This is a genomic window from Halomonas sp. B23F22_20 (assembly GCF_043496985.1).
Classification (GTDB): Bacteria; Pseudomonadota; Gammaproteobacteria; order Pseudomonadales; family Halomonadaceae; genus Halomonas.
Genome location: NZ_JBIEKH010000001.1, coordinates 84,051 through 97,566, shown reverse-complemented (window position 1 = coordinate 97,566; position 13,516 = coordinate 84,051). Strand labels below are relative to the sequence as shown.

The following is a 13,516-nucleotide window of genomic DNA, read 5'->3' as shown; positions in this document are numbered from 1 at the left end:
ATCGCCCGATTGGCGCCGGCTGGCGGAATCCGTATAGTGGCTCCCCTACTCCCGCCAATCGATCGTGACCCATGCTGCAGAACAACTCGGTGCTTGCTCAGCTCAAGCAACAGATCCGCGACAACACGCCCCGCGTCGAGGGGGTCATCAAGGCCACCGACCGCGGCTTCGGTTTCCTCGAGACCGACGACGGCGAGTCCTACTTCGTGCCGCCCCCCGCCATGAAACAGGTGCTCCATGGCGATCGGGTCCAGGCCGTGCTCCACGAAGAGGGCGAGAAGAAGTCCGTGGAGCCCGACACCCTGATCGAGAGCGGCATGGAACGCTTCATTGCCCGCGTGAAGAAGCGCGACGGGCGCCTGGCGGTGATCCCCGATCATCCGTCGATGAATGCCCCGTTGAAGGCGAGGGTCAAGCGCAGCCTCGACGAGGCGAGCCTGGGCGATGGCGACTGGGTCGTGGTGCGCCTGGTGCGTCATCCGCTCAAGCCCGAGGACCGTGGTTTCTTCACCCAGATCGACGAGCTGGTAGCCAAGACCGACGATCCGGCGGTGCCCTGGCGGGTGACCCTGGCCCGCCACGCCCTCGAGCAGGAATGCCCGGACGCCGGCGACGACTGGCCGCTGCGCGACGAGGGCCTCGAGCGCGAGGACCTGACCGCCGAGCCGTTCTTCACCATCGACGGCGAGAAGACCCGCGACATGGACGACGCCCTGCGGGTGGTGCCCCGCGAGGGTGGCGGCTGGACCCTGACCGTGGCCATCGCCGACCCCACCGCCTACGTCGAGGAAGGCCACGCCGCCGACCTCGAGGCGCGCACCCGCGCCTTCACCGTCTACCTGCCGGGCCAGAACGTCACCATGCTGCCCGAGACGCTGGCCGACGACCTGTGCTCGCTGTGGGAAGACCGTGAGCGCCCGGTGCTGGCCTGTGCGCTGGACATCGAGGCCGACGGCAGCCTGGGCGGCTACCGCTTCTTCGCCGCCACCGCCCGCTCCCATGCCAAGCTGGTCTACGACAACGTCTCCGACTGGCTCGAGGGCCAGGGCGACTGGGCACCGGCGGACGCCATCGGCGAACAGCTCAAGGCCCTGCGCGAGCTGACCGAGGCACGCGCCAGCTGGCGGGCCGAGCATGCCCTGGTGTTCAAGGATCGACCGGATTACGTCTTCGATCTCGACGCCGCCGGCAACGTGCTGAACGTCCGCACCGAGGAGCGGCGCATCGCCAACCGCATGATCGAGGAATCGATGATCGCGGCCAACGCCTGCTGCGCCGACCTGCTCAGCCAGCACGTGGGCCACGGCATCTTCAACGTCCATCGCGCCTTCGAGGCCGACAAGGCCGAGGCCGCCCAGGAGTTCCTGGCCAGCCAGGAAATCCAGGTCGAGCTCGAGGCACTGACCGAGCTGCCCCGCTACAAGGAGCTCAAGCGCGAACTCGAGGGCCGCGACGACGCCTGGCTGGACGCCCGCCTGCGCCGCTTCCAGGGCTTCACCAACATGTCCGCCCAGCCTGGTCCGCACTTCGGCCTGGGACTCGATGCCTATGCCACCTGGACCTCGCCGATTCGCAAGTACGGCGACATGGTCAACCATCGCCTGATCAAGCGCGTGCTCAAGGGTGAGCAGGCCCCGGCCGAGGCCAGCCAGGCGCTCACCGAGCAGCTCACCGAACGCCGCCGCCTGAACCGCCTGGCCGAGCGCGACGTCAAGGACTGGCTCTACGTACGATTCCTGGGCAGTGCCGCCGAGTCCGGCGAGAGCTTCGAGGCCGAGATCATCGCCATCAACCGTGGCGGCATGCGTGTGCGCCTGACCGCCAACGGTGCCACCGCCTTCGTGCCGGCGCCGCTGATGCATAGCGACCGCGACAAGGTGGTGATCGATGACAAGGAAGGCCGCATCCAGATCGAAGGCGTTGAGCGCTTCAAGCTCGGCGACGTCACCCGCGTGGCGCTGACCGAGGCCCGCGAGGAGACCCGCTCGCTGGTTGGCCGCCCGGCCGAATAAGCGCCTTCTCGCACCATGCCACGCACGTGAAACGGCGGCCCTCGGGCCGCCGTTTTGCGTTAATCCACACACCAAGAGTCGACGAGCGCAGACACTTTTCCTCGAAGCCCATGTCCTCGAGGCTCATGTCGTCGAACTGTCGCAAAGCCCGCGTAGCGTTATGGCTGAACCATCGGCCCGCGCGGGAGGGACCCTTTGCATATCGCCGACGTCACCATGTTTCACGCCCCCTCGAGCGGCGGCGTGCGCACCTATCTTCAGGCCAAGCGGCGCCGAATCGCCGCCCATCCCGGCCTGCGCTCGAGCCTGCTGGTGCCGGGCGCCGAGCGCGACGGCCTCGACGATCACCACACCCTGCCCGCCCTGCGCTTGCCGCTAGGACAGGGCTACCGCTTCCCGCTGCGTCGCGCACCCTGGCGTGACCGACTGCTGGACCTCTCCCCGGACCTGATCGAGGCCGGCGATCCCTACGTCACCGCCTGGGCAGCGCTGGAAGCCGGACAGCGGCTCGGCGTGCCGGTCATCGGCTTTTACCACTCCGACCTGCCACGGCTAATGGGCGACCGCTTCGGCAACGTGGTGCGCCGTCGTCTGCAGCGCTATGTCGTGGATCTCTACCGTCGCTTCGACGGCGTGCTCGCGCCCTGCCACGCCATGGCCGAGCGCCTGACCGACTGGGGCGTGAACGACGTCCGCGTCCAGCCACTGGGCGTCGATCTGGACACGTTCCACCCCGATCGCGCCGATCCGGCCTGGCGGGCCTCGCTGGGGCTGCCCGACGACACCCGGCTACTGGTCTTCGCCGGACGCCACTCCCGGGAAAAGAACATCGACGTGCTGCTGCGCACGTTGCAGCGCCTTGGTCGCCCCTATCACCTGCTGCTGATGGGCCCCGGCATGCCGACCCGGGTGCCCGACAACGTCACGGTGGTATCGCGCTACTGCGATCGCCGCGAGGTGGGCCGGGCATTGGCCAGCGCCGATGCCATGCTGCATGCCGGCACACGCGAGACCTTCGGCCTGGTGGCGCTGGAAGCCATGGCCTGTGGCCTACCGGTGGTGGCCGCCAGGGCCGGCGCGCTGATCGAGAACGTACCGCTGGGCGGTGGCGTGCTGTGCACGCCCCGCGACGATGTCGCCATGGCCGAGGCGGTGGAGGCGCTGTTCCTCAACGGGGCAGCAGCCAGCGGCCGTCACGCACGTCGCTATGTGGAGCGACGCTTCCACTGGGACAGGGTGATCGACGGTCTGCTGGAGCACTACGCCACCCTGGCCCAGCGACCCACGGACTCGCGCCTCTCCCGGCATGGTTGATCGTCTTCGGCGACACCGCTGGAGATGGCTGGCCGTCGCGCTGGTGCTGGCATCGGCGGTACCGCTGATGGTCGGCGGACGCGACGCACTGGCGGCGCTGGGCGACTTTCCCCTGGGTCTGCTCGCGGGGATGCTGGCGCTGGTAGCCCTGTGCTGGAACCTTAACGCCCTGCGCCTGCGCCTGCTGCTGGCGGGCCGTGCCGGAAGGCTCGGCCAGCGGAGCGCCCTGGGACTGGTCATGGCCACCGAATTCGCCATCTGCGCCACGCCGGGCGGCAGCGGCGGCCCGGCCACGCTGCTGCTGCTGCTGGCCCGTCGCGGCCTGCGCCCGGCAGGGGCCTCGGCGATATTCATGATCGATCAGTGCTGCGACCTGCTGTTCTTCCTGCTGGCCCTCAGCGGACTGGTGCTGGTGTCACTCGCCACGGCGGTGCCCTGGCCCCATCAGGGGCTGCTGATTGCCACCATCGGTATCCTGGCGCTGCTGCTGGTCGGCATCGCGCTGCTGGTGATCCGCCTACCGACGCTGCTGCGCCACGGCCATCCGATGAAGAAGCGCCCCAGGCTGGCCAGGCGACTGCTGCACTTTCGCCGCGCGCTGCTAGCCACCCTGGCCCTGCCACGCCCGACCCTGGCGCTGATCATGGCCTGCTGTGCTGGCCACTGGCTGGTGCGCTATAGCCTGCTCTACCTGGCTCTCTCCGGCCTCGGCGCCGACGTGGCCTGGAGCTGGGCCTTCCTGGTGCAGATGCTGTCGATGGCGGCCGGCCAGCTGAGCCTGCTGCCCGGCGGCGCCGGCGCCGCGGAGCTCGGCACCGGGGTGCTGTTGGTCCCGCTGGTCGGGCAGGCCACCGCCGGCGCGGCTATCGTGGTGTGGCGCTTCGTCACTTTCCACTGTTATCTGCTGGCCGGCGCCCCGGTGTTCGTGACGATGCTGCGTGCGCACACTGGCCGCTCCCGCACACTTCCCGACTCGTAGTTTTTCGCCTTCTGTGGCATCTTATATCACTTACATAATGATACATGGATCTGTCGGCGACGCCCTTGGCTCGCCGCCGCTCCGATGCAAGGGAATTCGTTCATGGCCAATCGCTGGGGGCTGCGTGGCCAGTCCACGCTGACGCTGTTGCTGGCCTGCCTGTTAGCCCTGATTCCGGCCCTATTGATCGGCTGGCAGGCCATCGACGATGTCCGCCATCACTTCGCCACCCGCTATGCCGAGCAGTACACCCTGCTGCACATGCAGAAAATTCTCGCCCCCGTCTCACGGGAACTGGCTCTGGCCCGCCGCTTCGCCGATTCGGTGGTGACCCAGGAGTGGCTGGCCACTCCTGACGATGTGCAACGACGCGATCGTTTCTTCCGCGAGGCCGAGGGCTTTCGCGAGCAGTTCAGCGGCGGCGCCTATTTCGTGGTGGCCGACGCCACTGGCAACTACTACTACAACGATGACGACTCATCGCCCAGCCGCCGTCCTCGCTATCGGCTGTCACTGGACGATCCGGAGGATGCCTGGTACTTCTCCACCATGGACAGCAGTGCCACCTACAACATCAACGTCAATATCGACGGCAAGCTGGGTCTGGCCAAGGTATGGATCAACGTCAAGGTGCAGGAGGACGGCAGGCGTCTGGGCATGGCCGGCGGCGGCCTGGACCTGAGCCGCTTTCTCGACGACTTCCTGCGCGACAATGCTGCTGGCCTGACGCCGATGATCATCGACAGCCGTGGCGCCATTCAGGCCCATCCCGACCGCCAGCGGCTGGCCTTCAACTCCGGCGCCCAGACTCGGCTGGCCGGGGATACGCCACGGCTCCAGTCGCTGCTTGGCGATGCGGCCCAGCGCGAGCGCCTGGAGGACGCCATGCTTGATGCCCGGCGCCGGCCCGGCGAGGTGCATAGCCTCGAAGCCACCCTAGAAGGACAGCCGCGCCTGCTGTCGGTGGGCTACATTCCCGAACTGCAGTGGCTGTTCGTCTCGGCGTTGGATCTCAAGAGCGCTCCGGTGTTCGAGGGGCGCTGGTTCTGGCCGCTGGTGGTCGCCCTGACGCTGGTGCTGGCGATCGTCATGGCCGGCTTCGCCTATGGCACCGAGCGGCTGATCCTGGGCCCGATACGTCGCCTGCAGCACTCGGCGCGCGCGATCGCCGACGGCCATTACGGCAGCCACCTGCCCACGGAGCGCGATGACGAGATCGGCGAGCTGTCTCGTGCCTTTGCCCATATGGCCGGCCAGATCGAGCGCCACACCCAAGAACTGGAGGAACAGGTGCGTCATCGCACCCGGGAGCTGGAAGCCACCAACGCCGAGATGGTCACCGCGCGGCGCCAGGTCGATGCGTCGCTGGAATATGCCAGCATCATCCAGCGCGCCATCCTGCCCAGCCGCCAGCTGGACATGCACCTGGCAGGCCACCAGGCCGTTCTGTGGCGGCCCCGGGACCAGGTAGGCGGCGATTTCTATGTTTTCCGGGCGACCGAAACCGGCTACCTGATGGGCGTCATCGACTGCGCAGGGCACGGCGTGCCCGGCTCGCTGATGACCATGCTGGCCCGGGCCATCATCGACAATGCCATCCTGCACGTGGGGGCACACGACCCGGCGGCCATCCTCAACGAGACCGACCGTCAGAATCGCGCCACCCTGAACCGGGAGACCCTGCCCTCCTCGATCGCCACCAACATGGACGTGGGACTGGTATGGGTCGGGCATGGCGCCGATGTCCTGACCTTCGCCGGCGCCAAGATGTCGCTGTATGCCAGCGACGGCGAGCGACTGGAGGTCCAGCCCGGGGGTAAGCGGGCCCTGGGCCAGAAACGCTCCATGACCCACGAGAACCACCGCCTGCCGCTGCGCCAGGGCTGGACCTACTCGCTGTGCAGCGACGGCTTTCTCGACCAGGCCGGCGGCGAGCACGGCTTCGGCTTCGGCAACCGCCGCTTCGAAGCCATGCTGCTACGCCATGCCGACGCGCCGCTGGACGACCAAGTCGCCGCCTTCGAGGCCGAACTGGACGCCTACCGCGGCGAGCATCCCCAGCGCGACGATATCACCCTGCTGTGCTTCCGTTTCGATAGGCCACCCAAGGCCGCGTCTCGCGACGCCCGCCTCCCCTTGCCCACCTGACCCGGAGACGCCATGAATCTGCTGAGCCTGCGCAACAATTACCTGCAGCAACGCATCATGCTGTGCTTCAACGGCCCGATCTCGCGCAGCCTGATCGAGGAAATCGGTCATGCCCTGCGCAACTATCTCAACAGCCAGTCCGCCGCCCCTTCCTCGGCGATGGACGTCTTCGCCGTCTATATCGAAATGACCCAGAACATTCGCCACTATGCCCTGCTACAAAACTATGGTGAGGAAGACGCCACCGCCACCATCGCCGTGGCCCGGGACGGCGACGGCCGCTACCTGGTCTCGGCCGGCAACCTGGTCGAGAATACCGACGGCCATCGATTGGTCGAGGCCGTAGAGAGCCTGGCGGGGCTCGATGCCGGCGAGCTCAAGCGCGCCTACAAGCAGCAGCTGCGCCGTCCCCGCGACGAGGCCGCCACCAGCGGCGCCGGGCTGGGACTGATCGACATGGCACGCAAGTCGACGCGGCCGCTGGAAGCCTCCCTGCAACCGTTGTCATCAAGCCAAAGTTTTTTTAGCCTGACAGCCACCATTTAACGGTCATCGCCATGAGCCACGATCTGAACCTTTCCGGCAGCCCGTCCACGCCTGCGATCCAGAGCGACTGGCAGTCCGGCCGCCTTGCCATGCAGGGCGATTCCTATCCGGAAAACTCCTACGAACTCTTCAGCCAGGTCATCGAATGGGTCGAGGCCTTTCTGGAACAAGAGTCTCGCCCCTTGACGCTGGTCCTGGAACTCGTCTATCTGAACACCAGCTCGGTCAAGGCCATGATGGACATCTTCGACCTGCTCGAGGAGGCCCACGAGGGCGGACGCGTGGTCGGCGTCGAATGGCGCTACGACCCGCGCAATGAGCGCATTGCCGAGCTGGCCGAGGAGTTCAAGGAGGACTGCAGCTATCCCTTCGCCATCCTGCCGCTCGAGGTAGGCTCGTGAAAAATCGGGACCAGGCCCTGCTCGACGAGGTGACAGCACTGCTCGACGATCCGATCCATCGCGACCACCCGCTGCATGGGGCCTTGGAGCGCCTCTATCGCCACCATCTGGAGCAGCGAGAGCGGCTGGAACGGCTGATCAGCATTGCCGACGGCTTTCAGCAGAGCGCCCAATACGACCTGCACGACGCCCGCCACCAGTTGGAACATCAGCGCCGTCGCCAGCGCAAGCTCTCGCGCATCGCCGACCGCTTCCAGGAACTCCTGCACGAGCGCAACCAGGCCCTGGAAGATGTCTCGGGCCAGGACCCGCTGACCGGCCTGGCCAACCGACGCCGCCTCCATCAGCACCTCGAAGAGATGACCGACGATGCCAGCCAGCCTTTCAGTGTGGCGATGATCGATATCGATCACTTCAAGGTCATCAACGACCGCTACGGCCATGCCGCGGGGGACCGCGCCCTGGTCGCCCTGGCCAAGACCCTGACGGCCTCGCTGCGTGCCGGCGACCTGTGCGGCCGCTGGGGCGGCGAAGAGTTCCTGCTGGCACTGCCGACCACCCGGCTCGACCAGGCCGAGTGCCTGGTCGCCCGGCTCGGCGATCGACTGCGCCAACTGGACCTGGCACTGGATGCCTCGGGTGAGCCCACCACCGTCACCGCCAGTATCGGCATCGCCGAACACCAGCCCGACGAGAATTACCGAGACACCATCCACCGAGCCGATCAGGCGCTGCTGACTGCCAAACGCGAGGGCCGCGACCGCGCGCGCCGCGCAGGCTGAGTTATCCCCCTCGGCGTAGCCGAGGGTGTCAACGCTATTCATGACGGGGCACGGACATGAAAAAGGGCACCCCGCAGGGTGCCCTTTTCGCGTCTCGTTCCGAAAGCCACAGCTTACCAGCCGGTGGCTTCCTTCAGAGCGTCGCCGATCTCGGCCAGAGAGCGTACGGTCTTGACGCCCGCCGCCTCGAGGGCGCCGAACTTCTCGTCCGCGGTGCCCTTGCCACCGGCGATGATGGCGCCGGCATGGCCCATGCGCTTGCCGGGAGGCGCGGTGACACCGGCGATGTAGGAGACGACCGGCTTGGAGACGTTGGCCTTGATGTAGGCGGCCGCCTCTTCCTCGGCGGTACCGCCGATCTCGCCGATCATCACGATCGCTTCGGTGGCCGGATCCTGCTCGAACTTCTCGAGGATATCGATGAAGGTAGAGCCCGGAATCGGGTCACCGCCGATGCCCACGCAGGTGGACTGGCCGAAGCCGTGATCGGTGGTCTGCTTGACCGCCTCATAGGTCAGGGTGCCAGAGCGCGACACGATACCGACCTTGCCCGGCTTGTGGATGTGGCCCGGCATGATGCCGATCTTGCACTCGCCCGGGGTAATCACGCCGGGGCAGTTCGGACCGATCAGCTGCACGCCCAGCTCGTCACACTTGACCTTGACGTCGAGCATGTCAAGGGTCGGGATGCCTTCGGTGATGCACACGATCAGCTTGATGCCGGCGTTGGCGGCCTCGAGGATCGAGTCCTTGCAGAACGGGGCCGGCACGTAGATCACGCTGGCCTCGGCGCCGGTCTGCTCGACCGCTTCCTTGACGGTGTTGAACACCGGCAGGCCCAGGTGCTCCTGGCCGCCCTTGCCCGGGGTCACGCCGCCGACCATTTGGGTGCCGTAGGCGATCGCCTGCTCGGAGTGGAAGGTCCCCTGGCCGCCAGTGAAGCCCTGGCAGATGACCTTGGTGTTCTTGTCGATCAGGATGCTCATTACTTGCCCTCCGCTGCCTTGACGACCTGCTGAGCCGCGTCGGTGAGGCTCTTGGCAGCGATGATGTTCAGACCGCTGGAGGCCAGTTTCTCGGCGCCCAGCTCGGCGTTGTTACCCTCGAGACGCACCACGACCGGCACGTTGACGCCGACCTGCTCGACGGCACCGATGATACCCTCGGCGATCATGTCGCAGCGCACGATGCCGCCGAAGATGTTGACCAGCACGGCCTTGACGTTGTCATCGGAGAGGATGATCTTGAACGCCTCGGCCACGCGCTCCTTGGTGGCACCGCCGCCGACGTCCAGGAAGTTGGCCGGGCTGCCGCCGTTGAGGTTGACGATGTCCATGGTGCCCATCGCCAGGCCTGCGCCGTTGACCATGCAACCGATGTTGCCGTCCAGGGCCACGTAGTTGAGGTCCCAGGCCGCGGCCTCGGCCTCGCGCGGATCCTCCTGGGAGGGGTCACGCATCGCCTGCAGGTCCGGGTGACGGTACAGGGCGTTGCCGTCCAGGTTGATCTTGGCGTCCAGGCAGTGGAGGTTGCCCTCGTCGGTGATCACCAGCGGGTTGATCTCGAGCAGCGCCAGGTCCTTGTCGTGGAACAGCTTGGACAGACCCAGGAAGATCTTGGTGAACTGCTTGACCTGCGCACCCTCGAGACCCAGCTGGAAAGCCAGCTCACGGGCCTGGTACGGCTGGGCGCCGACCAGCGGATCGATCTCGGCCTTGAGGATCTTCTCGGGCGTCTCCTCGGCGACCTTCTCGATCTCGACGCCGCCCTCGGTGGAGGCCATGAAGACCACGCGACGGGTGGCGCGATCGACCACGGCGCCGAGATAGAGCTCGTTGGCGATGTCGGTGCAGTTCTCGACCAGGATCTTGGCGACCGGCTGGCCCTTCTCGTCGGTCTGGAAGGTCACCAGGTTCTTGCCCAGCCACTGCTCGGCGAAGGCCTTGGCCTCCTCCGGGCTCTTGATCAGCTTGACGCCACCGGCCTTGCCGCGGCCACCGGCATGGACCTGGGCCTTGACGACCCACATCTCACCGCCGATCTTCTTGCAGGCTTCCGCCGCCTCTTCGGGGGTGTCGACGGCAAAGCCCTTGGAAACGGGCAGACCATAGTCGGCAAACAGCTGTTTGCTCTGATACTCGTGAAGGTTCATCGATTCATGCCATTGGTTGCATGTGACTCGAACGGTAGCCTCTGCACTGCCTGAGACGACAGGCGGCGGCTACCACCGTTCCCCTTCGATGCGTCGCCGAAGGGGACGCGCCGCCCGAGGGCGGCGCTCTTGTTGTCTTACTTGCGCTTCTTGCGATTGGCCATGTGGATGGCGTGACCTTCCACGGCCAGGGCAGCCTCGTGGACGGCCTCGGACATGGTCGGGTGCGCATAGCAGGACAGCGCCAGATCCTCGGCGCTGGAGCCGAACTCCATGGCAATGACGCCCTGGGCGATCATCTCGCCGGCGTGCTGGCCGACGATGTGCATGCCCAGGATACGATCGGTCTCGGCATCGGCGATCACCTTGGCCTGCCCTTCGGTGGCGTTGTTGGCCATGGCACGACCGCTGGCGGCGAACGGGAAGGCGCCGGTCTTGACCTCAATGCCGGCCGCCTTGGCATCCTGCTCGGTCATGCCGACCCAGGCCACCTCGGGGAAGGTGTAGATCACGCTGGGGATGGCGTCGTAGTTCATCTCGGCCTTATGGCCGGCGATGATGTCGGCGACCATGATGCCTTCCTCGGAGGCCTTGTGGGCCAGCATCGGGCCACGCACGCAGTCGCCGATGGCGTATACGCCCGGCACGCTGGTGCGGCACTGGTCGTCGACGTGGATGAAGCCGCGCTCGTCGAGCTCGACGCCCACGCCTTCACCGATCACGCCCTTGGTGTACGGCTTGCGGCCGACACAGACGATCAGCTTTTCGAAGGTGATCTCCTGCTCGCCCTTGGCGTCGGAGTACTTGACCACGACCTCGTCGCCCTTGACCTCGGAGCCGGTGACGCGGGCGCCCAGCTTGATATCCAGGCCCTGCTTCTTGAGCAGCTTCTGGGTTTCCTTGGCGATCGCGCCGTCGACCATCGGCAGGAAGTCGTCCATGGCCTCGAGGACGGTGACCTCGGAGCCCAGACGGTTCCACACGCTGCCGAGCTCGAGACCGATGACGCCGGCGCCGATCACGCCGAGACGCTTGGGCGCCTCCTCGAACTCGAGGGCGCCGGTGGAATCGACGATCAGGCCCTCGGTCAGCGGGGTCGGGGGGATCTCCACCGGCACCGAGCCGGCGGCGACCACGATATTGTCGGCCTCATAGGTGGCCGCCTTGCCGTCCGGATCGGTCACCTCGACCTGCTTGCTGCCGATGACCTTGCCGGTACCGTCGATCGGAGTCACCCCATTGGCCTTGAACAGGCCGGAGATGCCGCCGGTCAGGTTCTTCACGATCTGATCCTTGCGGGCCATCATCTTCTTGACGTCCATGGTGACGTCACCGGCCTCGATGCCCATCTCGTCGAAGTCGTTCTTGGCCTCGACGAACTTGTGGGAGGCCTCAAGCAGGGCCTTGGAGGGAATGCAGCCCACGTTCAGGCAGGTCCCACCGTGAACGACCTTGCCCTGCTTGCCGATCCACTTCTCGACGCAGGCGGTCTTCAGGCCCAGTTGGGCGGCACGGATGGCGGCGACGTAGCCGCCGGGGCCCGCACCGATCACGATGACATCAAACTTGTCGGCCATGTTGGCTCCTTGCGTTGTGTTTCGCTATGTCTCTGTTGCCCGTGCGGATCAGACGTCCAGCAGCAGGCGGGCCGGATCTTCGAGCAGCGCCTTGATGGTCACCAGGAACTGCACCGCGTCCTTGCCGTCGATCATGCGGTGATCGTATGACAGCGCCAGGTACATCATCGGACGGATCTCGACCTTGCCGTTCACCGCCATGGGACGCTCCTGGATCTTGTGCATGCCCAGGATAGCGGTCTGCGGCGGGTTGAGAATCGGTGTAGACATCAGCGAGCCGAAGATCCCGCCGTTGGTGATGGTGAAGGTGCCGCCCTGCATCTCGTCGATGCCCAGCTTGCCGTCGCGGGCCCGCTTGCCGAAGTCGACGATGCCTTTCTCGACGTCGGCAATCTTCATGCTGTCGGTATCACGCAGCACCGGCACCACCAGGCCGCGGTCCGTTGACACGGCAACGCCGATGTCCTGGTAGCCGTGGTAGACGATGTCGTCGCCGTCGATGGAGGCGTTGACGTCGGGGAAGCGCTTGAGCGCCTCGGAGGCTGCCTTGACGAAGAAGCCCATGAAGCCGAGCTTGGTGTCGTGGGCCTTGAGGAAGGTCTCCTTGTACTGCGCGCGCAGGTCCATCACCGCGCCCATGTCCACCTCGTTGTAGGTGGTCAGCATGGCGGCGGTCTGCTGGGCCTCGACCAGACGCTTGGCGATGGTCTTGCGCAGGCGGGTCATCGGCACGCGCTTCTCGGGGCGCTCGCCCTCGACGGCCGGGGCCGGCGCCGCGGCGGCCTTGGCACCGCCGGCCGGCTTGGCGGCCTTCTTGGCGCTGCCGTCCTTGATGGCCTTCTGCACGTCTTCCTTGAGGACGCGACCGCCCTTGCCGGTGCCCTCGAGCTTGGCGACGTCGAGGTCGTGTTCGGCGACCAGCTTGCGCGCGGCCGGGGCCAGGATCTTGTCGCCGACCTTCTCGTCGCTGGCGCCGTCATCGGCGGATGCCGCGGCCTTGCCCTCGCCGGCACCGGTCGGGCTGGCGCTGCCGCCGGCCCCTTCGGTGAACACCGCGAGCAGTTGCTCGGAGGTCACCTGGCTGCCTTCCTCGGCCTTGATCTCGGACAGCGCACCGTCGGCGGGTGCGACCACTTCGAGCACGACCTTGTCGGTCTCGATCTCGGCCAGCACCTCGTCGCGCTTGACGGCTTCGCCGACCTGCTTGGCCCAGCTGGCCACGGTGCCTTCCTGAACGGACTCGGGGAAGGTCGGCGCCTTCACCTCGTGCGCTTGGCCGCCGCCGGCCGGGGCGGCCTCCGGCTTGGCGTCGCTCTTCTCCTCGCTGGCGGCCTCGGCTTTGTCGCCGCCGCTGGCCGCGCCTTCGCCGAGGCGGCCAAGGACCTGCTCGGACTCAACGGTATCGCCCTCTTCCGCCAGCACCTCGGCCAGGGTACCGGCCTCGGGTGCCACGACCTCGAGCACCACCTTGTCGGTCTCGATTTCGACGATCAGTTCGTCACGCTCGACGCTGTCACCCGGCTGCTTGTGCCAGGCGGCCACGCTGCCTTCGGCAACGGATTCCGGAAAGGTGGGTGCCTTGATCTCGGTAGCCATGTCGTTTCC

Annotated in this window: 11 protein-coding genes; 7 read left to right on the top strand and 4 right to left on the bottom strand. The window is 66.6% G+C overall.

Going from position 1 to position 13,516, the window contains the following annotated elements; genetic code table 11:
* The first annotated feature begins 71 nt into the window (after window positions 1-71).
* The 7 genes from ACGTN6_RS00450 (at window position 72) to ACGTN6_RS00420 (ending at window position 8,182) form a co-directional block, all read left to right on the top strand.
* The gene (locus tag ACGTN6_RS00450; protein ID WP_394589271.1) at window positions 72-2,012 is read left to right on the top strand and encodes an exoribonuclease II; all 1,941 of its coding nucleotides are present in this window, start codon (window positions 72-74) and stop codon (window positions 2,010-2,012) included.
* Between the two features lie 195 nt (window positions 2,013-2,207).
* Window positions 2,208-3,326, top strand: a complete 1,119-nt coding sequence (locus ACGTN6_RS00445; RefSeq protein ID WP_394589270.1) for a glycosyltransferase family 4 protein — start codon at window positions 2,208-2,210, stop codon at window positions 3,324-3,326.
* On the top strand, window positions 3,319-4,305 hold the full coding sequence (locus ACGTN6_RS00440; RefSeq protein WP_394589269.1) for a lysylphosphatidylglycerol synthase transmembrane domain-containing protein: 987 nt from the start codon (window positions 3,319-3,321) through the stop codon (window positions 4,303-4,305). The genes ACGTN6_RS00445 and ACGTN6_RS00440 overlap by 8 nt, the downstream gene beginning before the upstream one ends.
* A gap of 102 nt (window positions 4,306-4,407) precedes the next feature.
* Window positions 4,408-6,453, top strand: a complete 2,046-nt coding sequence (gene siaA, locus ACGTN6_RS00435; RefSeq protein ID WP_394589268.1) for a biofilm regulation protein phosphatase SiaA — start codon at window positions 4,408-4,410, stop codon at window positions 6,451-6,453.
* 12 nt (window positions 6,454-6,465) lie between these two features.
* Window positions 6,466-6,999, top strand: coding sequence for a biofilm regulation protein kinase SiaB (gene siaB / locus ACGTN6_RS00430; protein ID WP_394589267.1), 534 nt, complete (start codon window positions 6,466-6,468; stop codon window positions 6,997-6,999).
* A gap of 11 nt (window positions 7,000-7,010) precedes the next feature.
* Window positions 7,011-7,400, top strand: a complete 390-nt coding sequence (siaC, locus tag ACGTN6_RS00425; protein WP_394589266.1) for a biofilm regulation phosphoprotein SiaC — start codon at window positions 7,011-7,013, stop codon at window positions 7,398-7,400.
* The gene (locus ACGTN6_RS00420; protein ID WP_394589265.1) at window positions 7,397-8,182 is read left to right on the top strand and encodes a diguanylate cyclase domain-containing protein; all 786 of its coding nucleotides are present in this window, start codon (window positions 7,397-7,399) and stop codon (window positions 8,180-8,182) included. The genes siaC and ACGTN6_RS00420 overlap by 4 nt, the downstream gene beginning before the upstream one ends.
* Before the next feature lie 113 nt (window positions 8,183-8,295).
* Here the strand turns inward: ACGTN6_RS00420 and sucD are convergent, their stop codons facing one another.
* The 4 genes from sucD to odhB all read right to left on the bottom strand — a co-directional run bounded on the left by sucD (window position 8,296) and on the right by odhB (window position 13,507).
* On the bottom strand, window positions 8,296-9,168 hold the full coding sequence (gene sucD, locus ACGTN6_RS00415; protein WP_394589264.1) for a succinate--CoA ligase subunit alpha: 873 nt from the start codon (window positions 9,166-9,168) through the stop codon (window positions 8,296-8,298).
* Window positions 9,168-10,334: an ADP-forming succinate--CoA ligase subunit beta gene (sucC, locus tag ACGTN6_RS00410; protein ID WP_183387563.1), complete on the bottom strand. Its 1,167-nt coding sequence runs from the start codon at window positions 10,332-10,334 to the stop codon at window positions 9,168-9,170. The genes sucD and sucC overlap by 1 nt, the downstream gene beginning before the upstream one ends.
* A gap of 137 nt (window positions 10,335-10,471) precedes the next feature.
* Window positions 10,472-11,911, bottom strand: a complete 1,440-nt coding sequence (gene lpdA / locus ACGTN6_RS00405) for a dihydrolipoyl dehydrogenase (protein ID WP_394589263.1) — start codon at window positions 11,909-11,911, stop codon at window positions 10,472-10,474.
* Between the two features lie 48 nt (window positions 11,912-11,959).
* Window positions 11,960-13,507: a 2-oxoglutarate dehydrogenase complex dihydrolipoyllysine-residue succinyltransferase gene (odhB, locus tag ACGTN6_RS00400; protein ID WP_394589262.1), complete on the bottom strand. Its 1,548-nt coding sequence runs from the start codon at window positions 13,505-13,507 to the stop codon at window positions 11,960-11,962.
* Window positions 13,508-13,516 lie beyond the last annotated feature (9 nt).

What these genes read in the sequence shown, in the direction of transcription:
- siaB (WP_394589267.1), top strand. Translation starts at nt 6,466, where the DNA reads ATGAATCTGCTGAGCCTGCGCAACAATTACCTGCAGCAACGCATCATG.
- ACGTN6_RS00440 (WP_394589269.1), top strand. Translation starts at nt 3,319, where the DNA reads ATGGTTGATCGTCTTCGGCGACACCGCTGGAGATGGCTGGCCGTCGCG.
- siaA (WP_394589268.1), top strand. Translation starts at nt 4,408, where the DNA reads ATGGCCAATCGCTGGGGGCTGCGTGGCCAGTCCACGCTGACGCTGTTG.
- siaC (WP_394589266.1), top strand. Translation starts at nt 7,011, where the DNA reads ATGAGCCACGATCTGAACCTTTCCGGCAGCCCGTCCACGCCTGCGATC.
- ACGTN6_RS00450 (WP_394589271.1), top strand. Translation starts at nt 72, where the DNA reads ATGCTGCAGAACAACTCGGTGCTTGCTCAGCTCAAGCAACAGATCCGC.
- odhB (WP_394589262.1), bottom strand. Translation starts at nt 13,507, where the DNA reads ATGGCTACCGAGATCAAGGCACCCACCTTTCCGGAATCCGTTGCCGAA.
- sucC (WP_183387563.1), bottom strand. Translation starts at nt 10,334, where the DNA reads ATGAACCTTCACGAGTATCAGAGCAAACAGCTGTTTGCCGACTATGGT.
- lpdA (WP_394589263.1), bottom strand. Translation starts at nt 11,911, where the DNA reads ATGGCCGACAAGTTTGATGTCATCGTGATCGGTGCGGGCCCCGGCGGC.
- sucD (WP_394589264.1), bottom strand. Translation starts at nt 9,168, where the DNA reads ATGAGCATCCTGATCGACAAGAACACCAAGGTCATCTGCCAGGGCTTC.